20 protein-coding genes are annotated in these 22,408 nt (G+C 71.7%); 12 read left to right on the top strand and 8 right to left on the bottom strand.

The genetic code is table 11. The annotated features are described in order from the left end of the window. Positions 1 to 153 precede the first annotated feature (153 nt). The 10 genes from urtA (at position 154) to N869_RS02665 (ending at position 8,611) form a co-directional block, all read left to right on the top strand. A complete protein-coding gene (gene urtA, locus N869_RS02705; RefSeq protein ID WP_035057471.1) occupies positions 154 to 1,410 on the top strand; it encodes an urea ABC transporter substrate-binding protein in 1,257 nt (418 codons plus the stop codon). Positions 1,411 to 1,490: 80 nt separating this feature from the next. After that, on the top strand, positions 1,491 to 2,375 hold the full coding sequence (gene urtB, locus N869_RS02700; protein WP_035057469.1) for an urea ABC transporter permease subunit UrtB: 885 nt from the start codon (positions 1,491 to 1,493) through the stop codon (positions 2,373 to 2,375). Then, positions 2,372 to 3,571, top strand: coding sequence for an urea ABC transporter permease subunit UrtC (gene urtC, locus N869_RS02695; protein WP_084136355.1), 1,200 nt, complete (start codon positions 2,372 to 2,374; stop codon positions 3,569 to 3,571). The genes urtB and urtC overlap by 4 nt, the downstream gene beginning before the upstream one ends. Then, complete coding sequence (urtD, locus tag N869_RS02690; RefSeq protein WP_084136354.1) at positions 3,568 to 4,428, top strand: urea ABC transporter ATP-binding protein UrtD; 861 nt, start codon at positions 3,568 to 3,570, stop codon at positions 4,426 to 4,428. The genes urtC and urtD overlap by 4 nt, the downstream gene beginning before the upstream one ends. Then, complete coding sequence (urtE, locus tag N869_RS02685) at positions 4,428 to 5,123, top strand: urea ABC transporter ATP-binding subunit UrtE (RefSeq protein WP_035057468.1); 696 nt, start codon at positions 4,428 to 4,430, stop codon at positions 5,121 to 5,123. Before urtD ends, urtE begins: the two co-directional genes overlap by 1 nt. Before the next feature lie 25 nt (positions 5,124 to 5,148). Beyond that, a complete protein-coding gene (locus N869_RS02680; RefSeq protein WP_052104883.1) occupies positions 5,149 to 5,880 on the top strand; it encodes a GntR family transcriptional regulator in 732 nt (243 codons plus the stop codon). Between the two features lie 82 nt (positions 5,881 to 5,962). After that, entirely contained in the window at positions 5,963 to 6,295 is a 333-nt protein-coding gene (locus tag N869_RS02675) for an ATP-binding cassette domain-containing protein (protein WP_198025934.1), read from the top strand. A gap of 1 nt (position 6,296) precedes the next feature. Continuing rightward, complete coding sequence (locus N869_RS16350) at positions 6,297 to 6,566, top strand: hypothetical protein (protein WP_052104881.1); 270 nt, start codon at positions 6,297 to 6,299, stop codon at positions 6,564 to 6,566. Between the two features lie 95 nt (positions 6,567 to 6,661). Then, complete coding sequence (locus N869_RS02670) at positions 6,662 to 8,008, top strand: AAA family ATPase (protein WP_035057466.1); 1,347 nt, start codon at positions 6,662 to 6,664, stop codon at positions 8,006 to 8,008. Positions 8,009 to 8,086: 78 nt separating this feature from the next. Next, complete coding sequence (locus N869_RS02665) at positions 8,087 to 8,611, top strand: RloB family protein (protein WP_156968302.1); 525 nt, start codon at positions 8,087 to 8,089, stop codon at positions 8,609 to 8,611. Positions 8,612 to 8,853: 242 nt separating this feature from the next. Here the strand turns inward: N869_RS02665 and yidD are convergent, their stop codons facing one another. From yidD to N869_RS02650, 3 genes are all read right to left on the bottom strand, one after another. Further along, positions 8,854 to 9,138: a membrane protein insertion efficiency factor YidD gene (gene yidD, locus N869_RS02660; protein ID WP_035057464.1), complete on the bottom strand. Its 285-nt coding sequence runs from the start codon at positions 9,136 to 9,138 to the stop codon at positions 8,854 to 8,856. A gap of 40 nt (positions 9,139 to 9,178) precedes the next feature. Continuing rightward, on the bottom strand, positions 9,179 to 9,793 hold the full coding sequence (locus N869_RS02655; protein WP_156968301.1) for a hypothetical protein: 615 nt from the start codon (positions 9,791 to 9,793) through the stop codon (positions 9,179 to 9,181). Positions 9,794 to 10,763: 970 nt separating this feature from the next. Further along, entirely contained in the window at positions 10,764 to 12,407 is a 1,644-nt protein-coding gene (locus tag N869_RS02650) for a beta-1,3-glucanase family protein (protein ID WP_035057461.1), read from the bottom strand. Positions 12,408 to 12,756: 349 nt separating this feature from the next. Here N869_RS02650 and uca point away from each other — a divergent pair, with 349 nt between their 5' ends. Both uca and atzF read left to right on the top strand, forming a co-directional pair. Further along, the gene (gene uca / locus N869_RS02645) at positions 12,757 to 16,419 is read left to right on the top strand and encodes an urea carboxylase (RefSeq protein WP_035057459.1); all 3,663 of its coding nucleotides are present in this window, start codon (positions 12,757 to 12,759) and stop codon (positions 16,417 to 16,419) included. Beyond that, on the top strand, positions 16,416 to 18,170 hold the full coding sequence (gene atzF, locus N869_RS02640; protein WP_035057457.1) for an allophanate hydrolase: 1,755 nt from the start codon (positions 16,416 to 16,418) through the stop codon (positions 18,168 to 18,170). The genes uca and atzF overlap by 4 nt, the downstream gene beginning before the upstream one ends. On the opposite strand, the gene N869_RS02635 is transcribed toward atzF, so the two are convergent. From N869_RS02635 to N869_RS18380, 5 genes are all read right to left on the bottom strand, one after another. Beyond that, a complete protein-coding gene (locus N869_RS02635; protein ID WP_035057454.1) occupies positions 18,163 to 18,900 on the bottom strand; it encodes an HD domain-containing protein in 738 nt (245 codons plus the stop codon). The genes atzF and N869_RS02635 overlap by 8 nt on opposite strands. Positions 18,901 to 19,008: 108 nt before the next feature. Next, positions 19,009 to 20,460 carry a sensor histidine kinase gene (locus tag N869_RS02630; protein WP_035057452.1) on the bottom strand — a complete coding sequence of 484 codons (1,452 nt, stop codon included), beginning with the start codon at positions 20,458 to 20,460 and terminating at the stop codon, positions 19,009 to 19,011. Between the two features lie 4 nt (positions 20,461 to 20,464). Then, positions 20,465 to 21,202 carry a response regulator transcription factor gene (locus tag N869_RS02625; RefSeq protein ID WP_035057450.1) on the bottom strand — a complete coding sequence of 246 codons (738 nt, stop codon included), beginning with the start codon at positions 21,200 to 21,202 and terminating at the stop codon, positions 20,465 to 20,467. Positions 21,203 to 21,324: 122 nt separating this feature from the next. Beyond that, a complete protein-coding gene (locus N869_RS02620) occupies positions 21,325 to 22,086 on the bottom strand; it encodes a PspA/IM30 family protein (RefSeq protein WP_035057447.1) in 762 nt (253 codons plus the stop codon). Positions 22,087 to 22,170: 84 nt separating this feature from the next. Next, positions 22,171 to 22,408, bottom strand: a 238-nt coding sequence (locus N869_RS18380; RefSeq protein WP_035057445.1) for a hypothetical protein, incomplete at its 5' end; no start/stop codon positions are given.

Here is a 22,408-nt window from a genome sequence, read left to right as displayed (position 1 = left end):
CATCGTTTACGCGGGGTGACCCGTCGGTGAAACACGCCCTCCCTAGGTTTCAGGGCAGGGCACAGCGATGTATACACACCCGGACACAGGTAGGTGTCCGCGGGGTGGGGGCGTCGCCGGCCCGGCCCGGACGTCTCACCGAAAGGCACCCCGTTGACCACTTCACGCACGCGCACCTTCGCGTTCACCGCTGCCGCGCTCGCGGCCTCTCTCGGTCTGGCCGCGTGCGGCGCCCGCACCGACGCGGAGGCGCCACCGGCGTCGGCCGCCGTCGACTCGTGCGTCGACACCTCCGGCGACACCGTCAAGATCGGGTTCCTGAACTCGCTGTCCGGCACCATGGCGATCTCCGAGCAGACCGTCCGCGACGCCCTGGACCTGGCCGCCGAGGAGATCAACGCCGACGGCGGGGTCCTCGGCAAGCAGCTGCAGATCGTGGCCGAGGACGGGGCGTCCGAGCCCACGATCTTCGCCGAGAAGGCTGAGAAGCTCATCGTCAGCGACTGCGTCGCCGCGGTGTTCGGCGGGTGGACGTCCTCGAGCCGCAAGGCGATGCTCCCGGTGTTCGAGTCGAACAACGCCCTGCTGTTCTACCCGGTGCAGTACGAGGGCCTGGAGGCGTCCCCGAACATCTACTACTCGGGCGCGACGACCAACCAGCAGATCGTCCCGGGCATGGACTACCTGCGTGAGCAGGGTGCCACGAGCATCTTCCTGGTGGGGTCGGACTACGTGTTCCCCCGCACCGCGAACCGCATCATCAACGCCTACGCCGAGGCCCACGGCATCGAGGTGGTCGGTGAGGAGTACGCGCCCCTGGGGCACACCGACTTCTCCACGATCGTGAACAAGCTGCAGGCCTCGGGCGCGGACGCGGTGTTCAACACCCTCAACGGTGACTCGAACGTGGCGTTCTTCAAGGAGTACACGAACGTCGGGATGGGCCCGGACGACGTGCCGGTCCTGTCGGTGTCGATCGCCGAGGAGGAGATCGGCGGCATCGGTGTGGAGAACATCGAGGGTCAGCTGACGGCCTGGAACTACTACCAGACCGTCGAGAGCGACACGAACGCCGCGTTCGTCGAGGCGTTCAAGGCCAAGTACGGCGAGGACCGTGTCACCTCTGACCCGATGGAGGCCGCGTACACGTCCCTGTACCTGTGGAAGGGCATGGTCGAGGCCGCCGACTCGTTCGACGTCGACGCCGTCAACGCCGCGTCCGACGGTGTGACGTTCGACGCTCCTGAGGGCACCGTCACCGTCAACGGCGACAACCACCACCTCGCCAAGACCGCCCTGGTCGGTGAGATCGGCGCCGACGGCCTGATCCACGTGGTGTGGAGCTCGGACGGTCCCATCGAGCCGGACCCGTTCCTGGAGGGCTACGACTGGGCCGAGGGCCTGAGCTGAGCTGACCACCGCATCTCGTCAGTGACCGGCCCGCCCGCACCGTCGGGCGGGCCGGTCAGGACCCCGGGAGAGGGGGACCTGTGGACCCGCTGCTGTCACAGCTGTTCGCCGGGTTGAGCGTCGGGTCGGTGCTGCTCCTCGCGGCGCTCGGCCTGGCACTGACCTTCGGTCAGATGGGCGTCATCAACATGGCGCACGGAGAGTTCATGATGGCGGGCGCCTACACGGCGTTCGTCGTCCAGCTGGTCGTCGCCGACGCCGGCCTGTCGTTGATGATGTCGCTGGGCATCGGGTTCCTCGTCGGTGGTCTGCTCGGCCTGCTGCTCGAGGCGACGCTCCTGTCACGCATGTACCACCGGCCGTTGGACACGCTGCTGGTGACGTGGGGTGTGGCCCTGATCCTGCAGCAGGTCGCCCGGGACGTGTTCGGCGCCCCGAACGTCGACGTCCGCGCCCCCGAGTGGTTGTCCGGGGCGGTGACCCTGCTGGGGGTCCAGGTCCCCAAGACCCGCCTGTTCATCCTGCTGGTGGCGGTGGTGTGCGTCGCGGCCCTGTCGATCGTCCTCAAGCAGACACCGTTGGGGCGGCGCATCCGTGCGACCGTCACCAACCGGGACCTGGCCGAGACGTCCGGGATCTCCACACGTGCCACCGACCGGCTCACGTTCTTCATCGGCTCGGGCATCGCCGGGGTCGCCGGGGTGGTCCTGACCCTCCTGGGGTCGATCGGCCCCACCCTGGGCCGCAACTACATCGTCGACGCGTTCCTCGTGGTGGTCGCCGGGGGCATCGGCCAACTGAAGGGTGCGGTGATCGCGGCGTTCGCGCTCGGCATCAGCCAGGCCCTGATCGAGTTCTCGACCACCGCGAGCATCGCGAAGGTCGCGGTGTTCGTCGCGGTCGTCGTGTTCCTGCAGTTCCGTCCCCAGGGCATCGTCTCGGTGCGGACAAGGAGCCTGGCATGAGCGCCGTCACCAGTCCCGTCGCCCGCACGTGGGCCGCCCTGACCACCGGCCGGGGGCGCACCGCCCTCGGGTTCGCCGTCGCGGCCCTGGCGCTGTTCGTCGTCGCGCCGGCCACGTTGTCGGACTTCCGGCTGAACCTGCTCGCGAAGTTCCTGTGCCTGGCGATGGTCGCCGTGGGCATCGGCCTGGCATGGGGCCAGGGCGGCATGCTGACCCTGGGGCAAGGGGTGTTCTTCGGCCTGGGCGGGTACGCCATGGCCATGCACCTCAAGCTCGCCGACGCCGGGCCCGGCGGGGTCCCGGACTTCATGCTCCTGTACGGCGACGGGGTGGTCCCCGGGTGGTGGGAGCCGTTCCGCAGTCCCGTGTTCACGCTGGTCATGGTGGTGGCGTTGCCGGTGCTGGTCGCCACGCTGCTGGGTCTGGCGGTGTTCACCCGCCGGGTGCGGGGCGCGTACTTCGCGATCCTGTCGCAGGTGCTGGCAGCCGCGTTCGCGATCCTGCTCGTCGGTCAGCAGAAGGTCACCGGCGGCACCAACGGGCTGAACGGGTTCCGGTCGTTCTTCGGGTACGACCTGAACGACCCGGTCAACAAGCGGATGCTGTACTTCATCGCCGCGGGCGTGCTGCTGGCGATGGTGCTCCTGGTGCGGGCCCTGATGCGGTCCCGGTTCGGTGAGCTGCTCGTCGCCGTCCGCGACCAGGAGAACCGCGTCCGGTTCCTGGGGTACGACCCGGCGATCGTCAAGGTCGTCGCCTACGCGGTGGCCGCCGCGTTCGCGGGCATCGGTGGGGCCCTGTTCGTGCCGATCGTGGGGATCATCTCCCCGGCGGACGTCGGGGTGGTGCCCTCGATCGGGTTCCTGGTCGGTGTCGCGATCGGCGGCAGGGCGACCCTGCTGGGCCCGGTCCTCGGTGCGATCGGTGTGGCATGGGCCCAGACCACCCTCTCGGAGTCGTTCCCGTCGGCCTGGACCTACGCCCAGGGCGCCCTGTTCATCGTGGTGGTCGCGTTCCTGCCGGGGGGCATCGCCTCCCTGGGGCACCTGTGGCGCAGGCGCCGCGGCCGCCCCGACGCCCACCAGACCGCCAGCCCCGCACCGCAGGTGGGGCTCGACCCCGGGGCCACCGGTGCGGTGGTCGACCCACGCCCCACGGGTCCGCGGGACCCGGCGACCGTCGGGAGGACCTCATGAGCACCCAGGCCGACGAGCCGCGCACCGAGGGGGACCCGCAGGTCCCGGTGCAGGTCGGGGAGGTGGTCGACCCCAGGTTCCGGCACGACTACCTCCAGGTCCGTGACCTGCGGGTGGTGTTCGACGGGTTCGTGGCGGTGGACGGGGTGGACCTCACCGTCACCCAGGGGGACCTGCGGTTCCTCATCGGCCCCAACGGTGCGGGGAAGACCACGATCGTCGACGCGATCACCGGTCTGGCCCCGGCCCAGGGGTCGGTCCAGTTCGGTGGTGTCGAGCTCGTCGGCAAGGCGTCCCACCGGGTGGCGCGTGCGGGGGTGGGGCGCACGTTCCAGACCGCGAGCGTGTTCGACGGGCTGACCGTGCTGCAGAACCTCGACATCGCCGCGGGGGCCGCCCGCCGGGCCCGAACCCTCGTCCGGCCCCGGCGTGAGGTGCCTCCGCAGGTCGAGCAGGCCCTGGACACCATCGGCCTGGGTCACCTGCGGGAGCGGCCCGCCGGCGAGCTCGCCCACGGGCAGAAGCAGTGGCTGGAGATCGGCATGCTGCTGGTGCAGGACGCCCGTCTGCTGCTCCTGGACGAGCCGGTCGCGGGCATGAGCCACGACGAGCGCAACGAGACCGGGCGCCTGCTGCAACGCATCGGCGCCGAGCGGACCGTGGTCGTGGTCGAGCACGACATGGACTTCCTGAGGAGCTTCGCCGCGTCGGTGACGGTGCTCCACCAGGGCCGGGTCCTCAGCGAGGGGACCGTGGCCGAGGTCCAGAAGGACCCGCAGGTCATCGAGGTGTACCTGGGGTCGGCAGGTGGGAACCGCGGCACCACGCCGCGACGTGACACGACGGAGGTGCCGTGATGCTCCAGGTCAGCGGTCTGCATGCCGGGTACGGGCGCACCGCCGTCGTCCACGGCCTGGACCTCGAGGTCCCCGACGGGGGCGTCGTGGCGGTCATGGGCCACAACGGTGCCGGCAAGACGACCCTGCTGCGTGCGGTCATGGGGTTGATCAAGGTGAAGGTGGGGGCGGTCCACCTGGACGGCCACGACCTGACGGCCGCCCCACCCCACCGGCGGGTGCGCAAGGGGTTGGCGTACGTGCCCCAGGGTCAGCAGGCCTTCGGTCAGCTGACCGCCAGGGAGAACCTCCAGCTCGTCGTGGACGCGTCCGGGCAGGGTGCGCGTCAACGCCATGACGAGGCGCTGGACCTGTTCCCCGCGCTGCGCGAGCTGCTGGGACGCAAGGCCGGGCTGCTGTCCGGTGGGCAACGTCAACAGCTGGCGATCGCCCGCGCCCTGGTCACGGGGCCGCGTCTGCTCATCCTGGACGAGCCCACCGAGGGCATCCAGCCGTCGGTCGTGGAGGAGATCGAGCAGGCGATCCTCACCCTGTCCCGTGACCGTGGCCTCGCGGTGCTGCTCGTGGAGCAGCACGTGGGGTTCGCGTTGGCAGCGGCCCAGCACTACTACGTGATGCGGTCCGGTCGGTTCAGCGACCAGGGTTCTGGTGGGCAGTCGCAGGAGGGGAGGGTCCGTGAAGCGATGGCGCTCTGAGGGGGGCGGGATACAGTTGACCGTCATGGGTACCGGCACGATCGACGCGCCGCCCGGGCCGGGGGGCCACGAGCCGGACGGCGCCGCACCAGCGTCGTTGCGCGACGTCGTCTACCGGCGTCTGCGTGACGAGATCCTCAACGGGCGGATCTCCCCGCGCGAACGGCTGACCGAGCCGAAGCTCGGCAAGGCGTTCGAGGTGTCGCGCACGCCGGTGCGTGAGGCCCTCGCCCGGTTGCTGTCCGACGGGCTCATCGAACGCACCGACTTCGGGTACGCGGTCGTGGTGCCCAGCCTCGAGGGCCTGCGCGACCTGTACGAGCTGCGCATCACCCTGGAGCTGCGGGGCATCGCGCGCGCGATCGAGAACCCCCAGATCCGTCACGACGAGGCCGTGCTGCGTGCCGAGCTGGACAGCTGGTACCTGCTGCGCGCCGAACCCCCGGTGCCGGACCCGTCGTTCGTGCTCCTGGACGAGCGGTTCCACACGGCCCTGTCACGGTCGTCGGGCAACGACCAGATCACCGAGGCCCTGGTGGCGGTGAACCAGAAGATCAGGTCGGTGCGCATGCACGACTTCATGGAGGCCGAACGGATCACCTCGACCATCGACGAGCACATCGAGATCGTCGAGCTGGTGCTCGCCGGGCAGCTCCCCGCCGCCCTGACCGCCCTGCACAAGCACGTGGGGGAGTCCATCGAGGTCGTCATGGAACGCGCCACCAGCGCCCTCAGCAAGATGGCCCTCGCCGGCTGAGAGGGGAGCCCAGGTCCCCCGCGGGCCGTCGTTCCGGGGGGTAGATTCTCACCGCGCAACAGTGCGCCCAGGTCTGGGTCGGGTGAGTCGGGTGATCCTGCTGCGTGACGTCCAGTTCGCCTACGGGCCGCACCCGGTGTTGCGAGGTGTGGACCTGCAGGTCGAGGCCGGCGAGACGGTCGCGCTGCTCGGCCCGAGCGGTGCCGGGAAGTCCACCCTCCTCGGATGCATGGCGGGGTTGCGTGTGCCCGACTCGGGGACGGTGAGCCTGGACGGCCATGACCTGCGGGGGATGTCCCGGGACCAGCTCGCTGATCTGCGCCTGAGGACGTTCGGGTTCGTCCTGCAGGAAGGGGGCCTGCTCGACGAGCTGGACCTGCTGGAGAAACGTCGAGCTGCCGCTGCGCCTGGCTGACGTGCCGTTACGGGACCAGCGGCTGGACGTGATCGGCGCGTCGGCGTCGGCCCACCGTGCCATCGGTGCGGCTGTCGCAGGGGTGGGTGCCGCGGTCGGGTGCCTGGTCGCGCTGCTCGTGGCCGGTGTCGTCGCCCAGTCGTACCTGGCGATCGCCTCGGCCTACCGACTCGACCTCAGCACGGTGCTGGTCCTCACCACAGGGGCAGCGGCGGTCGTCACGATCACCACGCTGGCGGGTTGGGTCGACGGCGACCGGGGCTCCGGGTAGGCATTGCCGGGTCCCGTCACACACATCGCGTCAGAGAGGGCCAATCTACTCGAAAAACGCAGGAGAACGGGTGCTCCACATGCTACGGTGCCCGTATGACTCTCCTGCGCTTCTCGGTGCGCAACCACAGGAGCATCCGGGACGAGATCACCGTCGATCTCACCCGTCCGACGCTGCGGACCTTGCAGCCGAAGGACTGCGACTGGGGTGCGGTGACCTACCCGATCGTGGGGCTCTTCGGCCCCAATGCGACCGGCAAGTCCGCGGTGATGGATGCGCTGCGCTACACGTTCGCGGCGATCGAGCTGTCGGCGACGGTCTGGCAGGCCTCGGCGTCGATGCACCGTGCTCCGTTCGCGCTCGACGGCTCCGCGCGCACCTCTTCGAGCACGTACGAGCTCGACTTCGTGCACGAGGGGCGTCGCCACCTGTACGGGTTCGAGGTCGACCACGACGGGATCAAGCGCGAGTGGCTGCGCGACGTCCCTGGTTCGCGGTGGCGCACGCTGCTGAGCCGCGACCGTGAGACGGGCGCTCTGACCTTCCATCAGAGCCTGCGTGGACGGACCGAGGTGACCGGACGCGAACTCGTCCTCAGCCGTGCACTGCTGCTGCGCGACTCCCCGCTGCACCCACTTGCGCAGGCTCTCGTCGACGGCTTCGACTGCGTTCTGGTCAAGGACTCCCACCGCGAGGCGCGCCTGAAGGACATCGCGGACTCGCTGGCGGACGCGACCATCAGCTTCGCCGACCTCGAGGCGTTGCTGCAGGTCGCCGACATCGGCGTGGTGAAGGTCAGCATCGAGGAGACCAACATCCCCGAGAAGGTGCGCTGGGCGTTGCGGCGGCTCACTCGCGAACTGCGCAAGGAGGTCGCCGGCAGCGACGACGACACAGAGCCGGGGAACGGCGACGACGGCGAGGACCGGGGTGAGCTGGACGACGACCAGCTCGCGCAGGTCGTCCGGCATCTGGTCTTCACCCACCGCGGGACCGTCGAGGAGTGCCCCGAGTTCTCGATCCACGACGAGAGTGACGGGACGATCGCCTGGTTGGCTGTCGCGGTGCCGGCGCTGGAGGCGCTGCGCAGCGGAGGGCTGCTCCTCGTCGACGAGATCGATGCCAGCCTGCATCCCCACCTGCTCGAGGTCCTTCTGGGAGCATTCGCGGATCCTGCGGTCAACACACGGCAGGCACAGCTCGTCTTCACGAGTCACGAGTCCTACGTGCTCTCGCCCCTCAGCGGGGTGGAGCTGGAGCCTGAGCAGGTGTGGCTCACGGACAAGACCTACGAGGGCGTCACGGAGCTGACGAGCCTCGCCGACTTCCCGAAGCACCCTGATGCCAACGTGGCCAAGCGTTACCTGACGGGCCGGTACGGCGGCACCCCGAGGCTCTCACCGAGCACACTGGCCGCGTTGGTCGCCTCCGAGGAGCGTTGAGGGTTGACGACTCGCCCCGGCAAGACCTCGACCCGCAAGAGGCGTCCCACCAGGCAGCTGGCCAAGCGAATCCTCGTGGTGACCGAGGGGATGAAGACAGAACCGCAGTACGTCGAGCTCCTGAATGCCTTCCTGCGGAGCAAGGGGGCCACTGCGGTCGTCAAGCGGGTGGGGGTGGGGGGCGACCCGCTCAAGGTCGTGCGCAGGTGCATCGATCTGCGGGACCAGGCGAGAGGTGAGGAGCGTTTCGACGCCTGTGTCTGCCTGGTGGATGTCGACCAGCACGCGGCGTTGCCGGCTGCGTGTGAGCTCGCCGACCGTGAGTCGGTGCTCCTGCTGGTGTCGAACCTCAAGTTCGAGGTGTGGCTGCGATGGCATGCCGAGGCCAAGCGCTCCGGCCTGACCTCCTCGCAGCTGGATCGCCTCACCCAGAAGCTCGGGCTGATCAAGAACAAGAGGCTCCCGCCAACCTTCCCGATTCACCAGGTCCACACTGCATGCCAGATCGCGCGCCAAGCAGACCCCGGGCTGCGGGCAGGGAGGGTGGGACCGGACCCGTCGTCGGCCATGCCGGTCCTGGTGGACCTCTTGCTCGGACGATGAGCAGAAGGGGCTGCTGCACGAACAGGTGATTCAGCCGACCGTCGGAGGAGACCATGCACCGCAGGGCCTCGGTTGGTCCGCGTTGACCGGGTCGGTGCTGCGGGCCCTGCGGGCCGTCCGCGTGGCTCTGCTTGCCCTGGCGGCATTCGCGCTCCTCGGCGCGGTGATCCTTCCCCCGCGCCCGGCAGGCTGGCAGCCGCTCCAGGGCGCCGACCCCGTCGCTGCGCCCGCAGGGGCGGTGGTCAGAACCTGAACGGGATGGGGATGCCACCGCAGCAGCACACGCCCTGGACGTTCGCGCCGTCGGCCATGAGCAGCTGCGCCGCGTGGTAGCAGGCGAGGAACTGGGCGGTCGTGGGGAGGGCCCCGCCGAGGACGCCACGCCTGCGCACGGCCCGACGCACCGCCCCCGAGCAGGACAACCCGCCGTGGGCGACGGAGTGCGCGCAGCGCCACCCCTTCCGCGGCGACACGTGCACCTGGTACCAGCGGACCATCGCGTCGACCACGCTCGCAGCAGGACTCATCTGCCGAACGTACGTTGAAACGCCCCGCCCTGCTCGTCGACTAGTTCTCCGAGAGGCGGGCCTGGAGCGCGTCTTCGAGCGCCTCGGCGATGTCGTTCCTCGGGGAAGTCGGAGAGAGTTCGCCTGAGCTCTCCCGTTCGAACGCCCCCTGTGTAGGACTCGTCACGTGGTAAACGCCTGCCTGGGCGTCTTCGGTGAGGGCTAGGACGTAAGGCGTACCCTCACGCAGCGGGGGTACGTCGCGCATCCGGTAGCTCGTGCCGTCAATTTCTCCACCCAGCTCGACGACCGTCACGGTCTGCCCCTCCGCGACGGTTCCCCCCAGAACTCGGGTCACCTCCAGGTCGTAGTACGTCACGACGATCTGGGAAGGGCTGTGATCCGTTGTGGTCACGTCACCGGCCAACGGATTGCTGACGGGGTCGTCGCCTTCGAAGGCTGTAGGGTCGAGCGCAGTGTCCCAGTAGGCCGATCGGTGGCTGACCACACGACCCTCGACGACGTGGTCTGCGGCATCGAGAAGATCGGTGGGCGTGGCGTACTCGACGGCGAGCCCCTCGATGTACACGACATCTCCAGTACTGACGCACCCGATTATCAGGGGGGCGATAAGAGCGGGTAGAACTAAAGCCTTTAGTCTATAGGTCCTGGTCATGGCGGCAGGCTCCGATTCAGTAGATCGAGCGAACGCAACTCTTGTCAAAAGCCCTCGGCGTCGGGTAAGGCGAGGCCCACGTGGCGGGCTGGTACGTCATGACTGAAGCGGATCTCGTATCCGGATTGTCGCGAAGGGAGAGGGCGTGGCCAAGTTCATGCACCATAGTCCATCTCGCCCGTTGTTCCACCGACGCGGTGCGGCGGGGCATGTTGATGATCTGGTCGGCGTTGATCGTGATCACAAATGATCGATTGGATCTGGTTCCGCTTGGTTCGTACAGGCCTAGCCAGTTGTTCGGGAGCTTCCCCAGTGTGGTGCGCCTCTGAGGAGTAGTGGAAGTCGTAGTGCTTATGCTCACACCGGTAGACTTTGAATCGTAATACGTGTCGTTCCAGGCTTTGACCCCGTTATTGAGGAATCCGCGCCAGACGGTGTCCATGCTCCCGACGATCTTGTGGCTGAACTTGACGGAGCCGACGCCGCCAGAGTAGTAGCAGGCGGAATTTGCTGTCGCGCTTGGGGCAGTGGCTCCGTTCAGCGCAACAACTATGGCGAGGGTTGTTGCGTGAGGGCTTCGCAGGGGCGAGCCCTAGCGACCCCAACTCCGCACTTGTGTGCCCTGCGGGCGTCTGCGTTCCTTCACGGTCGGCGCACCGGCCCTTCTTTGATCATTGTTCTGCTGACCTTATCCATTGAGAGGGGTCGGCAAACCGTCCCGTGGGTGGTTGAGGTCAGGGTCCATGGATGGTAGAGGGGAGTGGCTGTGCAGGCGGTGGCACAGTTCGGAGCACAGGCTGGTTTGGCTCCGGCTCGGATGTCGAGTCGAGGCCACCCTGGCGAACCCGATGTGTGTGGTGAGGAAGGTCTGGCTCGCGATTCTTCGGGCGGATCGGCGGCTGCCCTGCTCGGGCGCCGGAAGGCCATCAGCGGCACGCCGGAGGGAACCCGGCCCCGGTCCAGCCCGAGGTCAGGCGCCCGGTGCCGTCCAGCGCTGGGCGTCGTTGTCCAGGCAGTCCCAGATCTGCAGGTGCTGACGGTTCGTGGCCCGCCCGTCGGGGTTGTCCAGGCACCTGCCGGACGCGGGGTTGAGGTAGGAGTCCCCTGAGCGCACCCACGTCTGGTTGGGCTGGCCCGGGTTGCAGTCCCAGATCTGCACGTTCGAGCCGTTCGCGGTGCGTCGCTCGGTGACGTCCAGGCACTTGCCCAGTGCGCTCAGCGTCCCGTCGGTGCCGAACGTCCAGTGCTGGGCCGCGGTGCCGTTGCAGTCGTACAGCTGCACGGGCGTGCCGCTGGCGTCGTCGCCCCCGCGCACGTCCAGGCACTTGCCGGCCGCAGCCGACCGCACCGGCCCTGCGGTCGGTCGGTCACCGGCGGCGCCGTCACCGACGGCCCCGTCCCCGGCGCCGGTCCCACCGCCCGTTCCCTGCTCCGACCCGAAGGGCGTCAGGTGGATGCGGGCGCTACGCGGGTTGCCGTCGTGCACCAGCGACTCGAAGGCACCGACGTCGTCGAACGCGAACGCGTAGGCCCGCCCGTCGACCATCGCCTCGTGGACCGCGCGGCCGTACACGTTCGGCGGGGTGCCACGGTAGAACTGCCGGGCGTCCAGGACCGGTTCGGTGGTGCTGGTCCCGAGGGTCCCGCGGAACAGCGCGGCGCACAACGTGCGGGCGATCGGGCCGACCGCCTGGTCGTTGGGTGCGTGCAGGGCCCCGTCGCAACCCCACACGTCCGCCGACGACGGGCGCTCGAACGAGGCGACCTCACGGCCGGACGCGTCCGTCAGGCGCAGCGTGGTCCCCGACGTGCGGCCGGTGTACCGGATCTCGGGCCGGTCGCCGAACGGCTGCACCGTCAGGTCACGGTCACGGTAGGCGTCCCAGGCCGAGGCGATGTACTGGTCGAGGAACGTGCGGCTCATCAGGCCCGCGCTCGCGGCCTTGCCGGGTGCCAGGACACGCAGGACGGTCCCGTCGTCACGGGTGATGACGCTGTCCGCCCACTCCGGGTCGGCGGCGACGGCGTCGATGACCTGCTGACGCCCTCCGGGGACCACCTCACCGGTGGTGCGCGTCGCGCCCAGGGCCCCGGTGACGCTGACGGAGTGGGGGACGCCGAACATGTCGACCTGCGAGCTGTTCAACCAGAGCCCGGCGTCGTTGTACGTGAGCTCGCTCCAGTCGAAGAGGATGTCGCGCGTCGGGTCGTCGGCCGCCCACGGTGCGGGCTGCACCAGCCCGTCGGGGGTCAGGGAGAAGGGGAGGGACTCCCCGAACGAGAAGTAGACGCGCCCGGAGAACCCGCGGGGCACCTGGACGGTGACCTCCTCGCCGTCGGCCGGCCCGGTCAGGGCGCTGTCCGGCGCGGGGGAGGGCGGGTTGGACCCGGCGGGCCACGGGTGGAACGTCCCCTGGGCGTCGACCCAGCCCAGGCGTCCGCTCGACAGGTCCGTACCGAGCACGTGGACGACCACCTGCTCGTCGCGCCCGGAGTCGTTGGTGAGGGTGATGGGCAGTCGGTCAGGCCCGGCGGCCGCGGCGGGTGCGGTGGCCCCCACGGCTCCGAGGGTTCCCACGAGCAGGGCGGTCAGCCACGTGCGGGGTAGGCGCAATCGTCTCTCCTCCGTGTTCCCGCGGGCGGTCGCCCACGGGGTGCGGGCCAGGGCCGCGGCCGGCGGACGACACGGGGTGCCGGGCCGGCGGCGACGCCGGGCGATCACCACAACCCTGACATATCGGGCAGCACGTGTCACCCGAACGGGTGAGCCGCGGCCGGGACGGGGCACGTCGCGCAGGGTCGTGGACCAGGGCTGCGTAACGCAGGGTTTACGCGCCCGGCCGGTCCGGGAAACACCTGGTCCATAGCGTGATCGCGACGGATACGGGCCTGTATACACCCCCGCATCCTCCGGTCGGCGGCACCCGCCAGGAGCCGACCGTCCACCGACACGTGGGGGAACGGTGTTCGACACCTTGCTGGTCGCCAACCGTGGCGAGATCGCCTGCCGCATCATCCGCACCGCCCGGCTGCTGGGCCTGAAGACCGTCGCGGTGCACTCCGACGCGGACGCCGCCGCACCGCACGTGCGCATGGCCGACGTGGCCGTGCGCCTGGGCCCCGCCCCCGCGACCGAGAGCTACCTGCGGGCCGACGCCGTGCTCGAGGCCGCCCTGTCGACCGGCGTGGGTGCCGTGCACCCCGGGTACGGGTTCCTCTCCGAGAGCGCCGCGTTCGCCTCGGCCGTGGAGGACGCCGGTCTGGCGTTCGTGGGCCCCACCCCCGAGCACCTGACCGTCTTCGGCGACAAGCACCGGGCGCGGGAGGCCGCACGTGCCGTCGGCGCGCCCCTGACCGCGGGCAGCGGCATGCTCCAGGGACCCGAGCACGCCCTCGCCGAGGCCGAGGTCGTCGGGTACCCCGTCATGCTCAAGGCCGTCGGCGGCGGGGGCGGCATCGGCATGCAGGCGTGCGCCGACCCCACCGAGCTGCTCGACGCCTACGCCCGGGTCGAGCGCACCGCCGCCGCGAGCTTCGCCAGCACCGGGCTGTTCCTCGAACGGTTCGTCCCCCGCGCCCGGCACGTGGAGGTCCAGGTCTTCGGCGACGGGCACGGCCGGGTCGTGACCCTCGGCGACCGGGACTGCTCCCTGCAGCGACGCAACCAGAAGGTCCTCGAGGAGGCCCCCGCCAGCGGCCTGCCCGACGCCGTGCGCCACGCGATGACCGCAGGGGCCCGGGACCTCGCCGCGTCCGTGCGGTACCGCTCGGCCGGGACCGTGGAGTACGTGTACGACGTCGACCGCCAGGAGGTCTCGTTCCTCGAGGTCAACACCCGGTTGCAGGTCGAGCACCCCGTCACCGAGGCGATCACCGGGGTGGACCTCGTCGAGTGGATGCTGCGCCTGGCCCAGGGCGACCCCACCATGACCACCACCCTCGCCGAGCTGCCCGACGACGGGCCCGCCCGGCGCGGCCACGCCGTCGAGGCCCGCGTCTACGCCGAGGACCCCCGCGCCGGGTACCGCCCCTGCGCCGGGCTCCTCACCGACGTCCAGCTGCCCGACGGGCCCGGGGTGCGGGTCGACGCGTGGGCCGAGACCGGTCAGGAGGTCACCTCCCACTACGACCCCATGATCGCCAAGGTGATCGTCCACCGCGAGGACCGCACCACGGCCCTGGACGCCCTCGGGGACGCACTCACCGCCACGAGGGTCACCGGGGTGCAGACCAACCTCCCCCAGCTGCGCGCCGCCCTGGGCGTGGACGACGTGCGCGCCGGCACCCACACCACCAGCACCCTCGCCCACGTCACCGACGACGAGCCGTACGTGGAGGTCCTGCGCCCCGGGGTGCAGACCACCGTCCAGGACTGGCCGGGCCGCCTGGGGCACTGGGACGTCGGCATCAGCCCCTCAGGGCCCATGGACGACCTGTCGTTCCGGCTCGGCAACCGGGCCCTGGGCAACCCCGAGGGCGCCCCGGGCCTGGAGTGCACCCTCACCGGACCGCGCCTGCGCTTCAGCCACCCCACCGTGGTGTGCGTGACCGGCGCACCGACCGTCGTCACCCTCGACGACGAACCCGTCGCCCAGTGGGAACCGGTCACCGTCCCCGCCGGCGGGGTCCTGGACGTCGCCGCCCCCCAGGACGTCGGCCTGCGCACCTACGTGCTCCTGCGCGGGGGCCTGGACGTCCCCACCTACCTCGGGTCGGCGTCCACGTTCTCCCTCGGCGGGTTCGGCGGGTACACCGGCAAGGAGCTCGTCACCGGTGACGTCCTGGTGCCCGCACCCGTCCCCGACGACGCCCCCGCACCCGCCCCGGTGCCGGTCACCTCCCGACCGGTCCTGGTGCACGACTGGGAGCTCGCCGTCCAGGAAGGCCCCCAACCGGCACCCACCTACTTCACCGACGAGGACATGCAGATGCTGTACTCGGCCCGGTGGCAGGTCCAGCCCCACGCCAACCGCACCGGCATCCGCCTCACCGGCCCCCGACCCCGGTGGGCCCGCGCCGACGGCGGCGAAGCCGGCCTGCACCCCTCCAACCTGCACGACAACCCCTACTCCGTGGGGGCCCTCAACGTCAGCGGCGACACCCCCATCCTCCTGGGCCCCGACGGACCCAGCCTCGGCGGGTTCGCCTGCCCGGTCACCGTCGTCTCCGGCCACCGATGGAAGCTCGGCCAGATCCGCCCCGGTGACACCGTCGGCCTGCGCCCCGTCCCCGAGGCGACCGCCACCGCGCTCCGCACCGACGACGCCCTGCGCGCCGCCCCCACCGTCCCCGACCACCTGCCCGCCGGCCCCGACGGCGACGACGGCGTCCTCGCCCGCATCCCCGAGGACCCCGCCAACCCGATCGGCCGCCCCCAGGTGCTCTACCTGCGCGGCGGGGACGACAACGTCCTGGTCGAGTACGGGCCCATGACCCTGGACCTCGGTCTGCGCATGCGCGTCCACGCCCTGGGCGAGGCCCTGCGCCGGTGGGCCGACCAGAGGGGCGACGGCGCCGTCATCGACCTCACCCCCGGGGTCCGCAGCCTCCACGTCCACCTCGACCCCGCCCGGCTCACCACCCGCGAGCTCGTCGACGCCCTGCTGGACCTGGAGGCGACCCTGCCCGCCACCACCGACCTGCAGGTCCCCAGCCGACGCATCCACCTGCCCCTGTCGTTCGACGACCCCGTCGTCACCGACGCCATCCAGCGGTACGCCGCCGGGGTCCGCGACGAGGCCCCCTGGCTGCCGTCCAACATCGAGTTCGTGCGCCGCGTCAACGGCCTGGACCACCCCGACGACGTCCGCCAGATCATGGTCGACGCCGAGTACCTCGTCCTCGGGCTCGGCGACGTGTACCTCGGCGCCCCCCTGGCCGTCCCCCTGGACCCCAGGCACCGGCTCATGACCACCAAGTACAACCCCGCCCGCACCTGGACCGCCGCCGACACCGTCGGCCTGGGAGGCGCCTACCTGTGCGTCTACGGCATGGACTCCCCGGGCGGGTACCAGCTCATGGGACGCACCGTGCCCATCTGGTCCGGGCACCGCCAGCACGGCGTCTTCGAACCCGGCACCCCGTGGCTCCTGCGGTTCTTCGACCGCATCGTCTGGCACCTGGTCACCCCCGCCGAGCTGGAGCAGATGCGCACCGCGTTCGCCGCCGGGCGCCTGGACCTCACCGTCGAGCACGGCACCTTCTCCTATGCCGAGCACCTGCAGGCCCTCGCCCCCCACGCCCAGGAGATCACCGAGCTCACCGCCCACCGCGCCGCGGCCTTCGCCACCGAACGCGCCGCCTGGGAGGCCGCCGGCGAGCTGTCCGCCACCGCCCACGCCGACCCCCCACCCCCGGCCGGCACCACCGTGGACGTCCCCGACGGCTGCATCCTGGTCGAGGCCCCCATGGTCGGGTCCGTGTGGCGGGTCGAGGTCGGCCCCGACGCCCACGTCCGGGCCGGGGACCAGGTCATCGCCCTGGAGGCGATGAAGCTCGAGCTGCCCGTCACCGCCCCCTGCGACGCCGCCGTCCGCGAGGTCCTCGTCGCCCCCGGCCAGCACGTCGCCCCCGGCACACCCCTGCTCGTCCTGGAACCCGTCACCGTCCTGGAAGGTGCCCGATGAGCGCCGTCGCCCGAGTCCGAGCCGCCTACCAGCGCATCGAGGACGTCGCCCGACCCGAGGTGTGGGTCACCCTGCGACCCGTCGACGACGCGCTCGCGGACGCCGCGGGGGTCGACGCGCGGGTCGCGGCGGGGGAGGACCTGCCGTTGGCGGGCCTGACGGTCGCGGTGAAGGACAACGTGGACGTCGCGGGCCTGCCCACCACGGCCGCGTGCCCGGGCTTCGCGACCCTGGCGCGGTCGACCGCCCCGGCGGTCGAGCGACTGGTGCGGGCCGGGGCGGTCGTGCTGGGCAAGACGAACCTCGACCAGTTCGCCACCGGCCTGGTGGGCACGCGCAGCCCGTACGGGGCGGTGCGGCACGCGACGGACCCCGAGCGGGTGTCCGGCGGGTCGAGCTCGGGCTCGGCCGTGGCGGTGGCCCTGGGCATCGCCGACATCGGCATCGGTACCGACACCGCCGGCTCCGGGCGGGTCCCGGCGGCCTTCCACGGCCTGGTGGGGCTCAAGACCACGGTGGGGCTGGTGCCCACCGTGGGTGTGGTGCCCGCCTGCCGGTCCTACGACGTGGTCACGACCCTCACCAGGGACCTGCCGACGGGGGTGGCGGCCACCCGGCTCATGGCGGGCCCGGCGGCCCGGCCCTGGCCTGGCGAGGTGCGCCACGCCCTGCCGGCACGGCCCACGGTCGGGGTGCCGCGCGCCGAGGACCTGACCCCCTTGTGCTCCGCCTACCGGGAGGCGTTCGCCCGGGCGGTCGACCAGCTCGCCGGTGCGGGCGCGGAGGTTCGTGAGGTGGACGTGTCGCCGCTGCTGCGGGCCGCGACCCTGCTGTACGACGGGGCCCTGGTCGCCGAACGTTACGAGGCCGTGGGTGCGTTCCTGTCCGGCGCGGGCCCCGGCACCGGGGTGGACCCGGTCGTGTCCAGGATCATCCTCGGGGGCCGGGGCACCGCCGCCCACCGCTACGTCGCCGACCGCGCCCGCCTGGCGGACTACCGGCGGCACGCGGACGAGGTCTTCACCGAGGTGGACGTCCTGGTGCTGCCCACCACTACCGAGCACCCCACCCTGGCCCAGGTCCGTGACCAGCCGGTGGCGGTGAACCGGCGCCTGGGCACCTACACGAACTTCGTGAACCTGCTGGACCTGGCCGGGGTCGCGGTTCCCGCCGGTGCGGCCGACGGGCTGCCGTTCGGGGTGACCGTCCTGGCCGACACGCACGCCGACCAGCTCGCGGTCGACCTCGCCGCCCGCATGCTAGCCGCCGCACCCGCCCCTGCCGCACCGGTGGCGCCCCCCGCCGGGACGACGGTGTCGGCCACGGCGGTCGGGGGCGTGGACGCCACGCACCTGGTCGACGGCGGGCACCGCCTGGTGGTCGTCGGCGCCCACCTGCGGGGTCAGCCGCTGAACGGGGAGCTCGAGCGGTGCGGGGCGCGGTTCGTGCGCGAGGTCCGCACCAGCGACGCCTACCGGTTGCTGGTGCTGGGCACCGAGCCGGTCAAACCGGGCCTGGTGCGTGCCGGCCCCGGGGAGGGGGCGCCGATCACCGGTGAGGAGTGGGTCGTGTCACCGGGGGCGCTGGGGGTGTTCCTCGCCGGGCTGCCCGCGCCGATGAGCCTGGGGGCCGTCGAGCTGGAGGACGGCACGTGGGTCACGGGCTTCGGGTGCTCGGCCGAGGCCGCCGCAGCTGGCAAGGACATCACCGAGCACGGGGGGTGGGTGGCCTACCTGGCGGCCACTACGTGACGTCGTCGGCGGGTGCGTCGGCCTCGGTGGGCTTGGCGGCCTCGATGCGGGTGAGCTCCTTCTCCAGGCGGTGGAGCTCGGCGGCGACGTTCTGCCGGGCGGGCTCCTCCCACGCGGCACCCAGGGGGCTGGTGAACAGGTGGGTGCGGGCCTCCAGGCGCCGCAGGATCGCGATGCGGGCCCGGACGAACTCCTCCACCGGCAGGTGGGCGTACTCGGCGCGGACGTCGGCCAGGTAGGCGCGGTACCGCTGCGGCTCGGAGGCGAGCATCGCCAGGTCCGCGTCGCACAGCACCGCGCAGTCGAAGTCGTCGGTGCCCGGGTTGTGGCGGGCGATCGCGATCACGAGCTCGGCGACGCGTTCCACCCCGTCGGACGGCACCCCGAGGGCGGTGAGCTCGGTGCGTGCGAGGTCGGCGCTGGCCTGCTCGTCCTCGCCCCCGCGGCGGGCGTACGAGGCGTGCTCCGCGGCGTCGAACACCGCACCGTGGTACCAGGCGGCCAGACGGACCAGGTCCGGTTCGTGGGTTTCCTCGGCGAGCTCGTCGACCCGGGCCAGCACGTCGGACAGGTGCCGCAGGTTGTGGTAGTGCCGACCGGGCTCGGACCATCGCTCCAGCAGGAGCCTGCCGACCTCCTCGACCTCGTCCGCGGGGGCCGTGGCCCCGGCCCCGACACAGGCCCGTGTGAAGGTCGACATCAACCACTGGGGTGCGTCGTGGACGCCCATCGCCTTGCCTCACCGTGTGGGGGAAAAGTCCCGCCATGGTACGCCGGGCGGGTCGGCCCGCGGCGCAGGTGACCCGCCCTGTGGATCGTTCGCCCGCCGACGGGTGACTCAGCGTGCGGGCAGCTCGACCCGGACCGTCGTCCCGCCGTCCTCGGTGCGCGCCAGGTGCACGACCCCGTGGTGGGCGGCGACCACCGCGGCCACGATCGCCATCCCCAGACCCGACCCGCCGGTGTCCCGCCCGCGTGCGGCGTCCACCCGGTAGAACCGTTCGAACACCCGGGAGGCGTGCCCGGGGTCGATGCCGGGGCCGTGGTCCACGACCTCCAGCACCACCGGCCCGTGGGGGTCCGGTCGACCGACCGCGATCTCGGCGGGGGTGCCCGCCGGGGTGTGGCGCGCGACGTTGCCCACCAGGTTCGCCAGCACCTGACGCAGACGGTCCTCGTCCCCGTCCACCAGCGCGCCCGCGGTGGAGCCGCCCAGGGGTGTCACGCGCACCTGCCGCGTGGGATCCAGGGCCCGCAGGTCGGCGGCGGCGTCGGCGGCCAGGACGGCGAGGTCCACCTCGCTGCGGCGCAGACCCCGACCCTCGTCCAGGCGGGCGAGCTGCAGCAGGTCGTCCACCAGCGACCCCATCCGGGTGGCGGAGTCCTCGATGCGTCGCAGGGTGTCGCCGACCTCCGGCCCGTCGGCGATCGCCCCCATCCGGTACAGCTCGCTGTACCCGCGGATCGTCGCCAGGGGGGTGCGAAGCTCGTGGGAGGCGTCGGCCACGAACCGCCGCATCCGCTGCTCCGAGGCGGTGCGGTCGGCGAACGCCTGCTCGATCTGGGCGAGCATGCTGTTGAGCGCCGCCGCCAGGTGCCCCACCTCGGTGGACGTGGGGGAGTCCGGGACCCGCCGGGCCAGGTCACCGGCGGCGATGTGGGCGGCCGTCGCCTCGATCTGCCGCAGGGGCCGCAACGCGCGCCGCACACCCCACCACCCCGCACCGGCGCCGACGGTCACCACCGCGACGGTGATCGCCAGCAGCGCCCGACGCATCTGGTCGGCCGTGGCGTCGGCGGCGGTCATGGGCAGCGCCACCGCGACCGAGCCGATGGTCGTGCCGTCCCAGTCGACCAGGGGCCGCACCAGCACCCGCCACCTGCCCGAGGTCACGGCGTCGTCGACGGTGAACGGGTCGCCGTCCAGCTCGTGGGCGCGCCCGGCGGTCAGCACCGGCAGGTCCGGCTCCGAGACGGTCGCGCTGGACACCGCCCAGCTGCGCACCGGGTCGCCCGACGCCGCCGACAGCCGCAGCGCGTACACCGTCGGCAGGCCCTGGTCGCCGACGTCGTACCCCAGGTTCCCCAGCTGCGCCTGACGCAGCAGCGCCGGCGTCACCTCGCTCAGCTGGGTGTCCAGCTGGTCCACCAACGACTGCCGCAGCAGCGTCAGGGCGGTGAAGCCGGTGACCGTCAGCCCCAGCAGCAGCAGCGCCGCGAACACGGCGGTGAGGCGGGTGCGCAGGGGCTGGCGGGCCACCCACGAGACCGCGTCGGCGCTCGAAGGCACCCCGTCACGTCCCCGGTGGGAGCCGCAGGACGTAGCCCACGCCCCGCTTGGTGTGGATCAGGGGGAGCGGGGGCGGGCCGTCGGTCCCGGGCCCGGCCCTGTCGATCTTGCGCCGCAGGTAGCTGATGTAGGACTCCACGATGTTGCCGTCCCCACCCCAGTCGTAGTCCCACACGTGGTCCAGGATCTGCGTCTTGGACAGCACCCGCCCCGCGTTGAGCATCAGGTACCGCAGCAGCGTGAACTCGGTGGGGGACAGGTCCACCACCCGGCCCCCGCGCCGCACCTCGTGGGAGTCCTCGTCCAGCTCCAGGTCCGCGTACCGCAGGACCGCGTCGTCCGCGTCGTCCCGCGTGGCGCCCGTCCGCCGCAGGACCGCCCGGATCCGGGCCACGACCTCCTCGAGGCTGAACGGCTTGGTGACGTAGTCGTCCCCACCGACCGTCAGCCCGGTGATCTTGTCGGTGGTGTCGTCACGGGCCGTGAGGAACACCACGGGCACGTGCTGGCCACGCTCGCGCATGCGCCGGGTGACGGCGAACCCGTCCATGTCCGGGAGCATCACGTCCAGCACCACCAGGTGGGGGTCGGTGTCACGCACCAGCTCCAGGGCCGAGGTCCCGTCCGCGGCGGCGTGCACCTCGAACCCGGCGAACCGCAGCGACGTGGTCAGCAGCTCACGGATGGTCGGCTCGTCGTCCACGACGACCAGCCGCGCCTCCGGGGTGCCCTGGGTGACCACACCACCAGTGTGGCCCCCGAACCTGGGAGCCGCCTGGACGTGACCTGGGCGCCGGTACCGGGTGGCCGCGAACGGGCCGGGGCGGTGCGCTGCGCACCTGCCCCGACCCGTCCCCCGTCGGGTCAGTCCTGCGGGGTGACCGGCGTGGCCTCGACCTGCAGCGGGGGCTGGCTCCCGGCCTTGAGGGCGGCCAGGCGCGCCTCGACCTCGAGCTCGGCGCCCGCAGCCTCCAGGTCGGCGAACTGCTGCTCCAGCGACGACGCGGCGATCTCGGCCTGCCCCATCGCCAGGGCCTCCTCGCGGCGCACCCGCTCCTCGAACCGCGACAGCTCGCTGGTCGGGTCCAGCACGTTGATCGAGCTGATCGCACCCTGCACCTGCTGCTGGGCCTGGGCGGCCTTCTGCCGGGCCACCAGGGTGTCGCGGCGCTGCTTGAGCTGGACCAGCCGGTCCTTCATCTGCGCCAGGCCCGTCTTGAGCTTCTCGACGGTCTCGCGCTGCGAGGCGATCAGCGGCTCGGACTGCCTCACCTCGGTCTCGGCCGCGATCTGCTTCTGCAGCGCGATCTTGGCGAGCTGGTCGAACCGGTCCGCGTTCGCGCCGTCACCCTGCTGGCGGTACTGGTCGGCGCGCGTGGACGCCGCCAGGGCCTTGCCACCCCACTCACGGGCCGCGGCCACGTCCTCGTTGTGGTCCTGCTCGGCCAGGCGCAGGTTCCCGATCGTCTGGGCGACGGCCTGCTCGGCCTCGGCGATGCTCGACGTGTAGTCACGGACCAGCTGGTCCAGCATCTTCTTCGGGTCCTCGGCGTTGTCGATCAGCGCGTGGATGTTGGCCCGCGCGAGCTGACCGATGCGCCCGATGATGCTCTGCTTCGCCGTCATGTGATGCCCTTCGCTGTGTCGTGTGTCGCTGTGTCGCTGGTGCGGACCTGACGGCCCGCACCCTGGTCCTCGTGGTGCGTGGGCTCAGAACCGACCACCGCGGCCACCACGGCCGCCGCCGCTGCGTCCGCCACCGCTGCGTCCGCCACCGCTGCGTCCCCCGCCGCTGAAGCCGCCACCCCGGCCGCCCCTGGTCCCACCGCCGAAGCTCCCGCCGAAGCCGCTCCCACCGCCTCGGCGCGTCCCGCCGCCGATCCCGCCACCGAAGCCGCCGGACCCCCCGTACCCGCCCCGGTGCGACCCCCCGCCGCGCAGCATCGAG

It is taken from the genome of Cellulomonas bogoriensis 69B4 = DSM 16987 (assembly GCF_000767165.1).
GTDB classification, from domain to species: Bacteria; Actinomycetota; Actinomycetes; order Actinomycetales; family Cellulomonadaceae; genus Actinotalea; species Actinotalea bogoriensis.
This window is presented reverse-complemented; position numbering and strand designations above follow the sequence as displayed.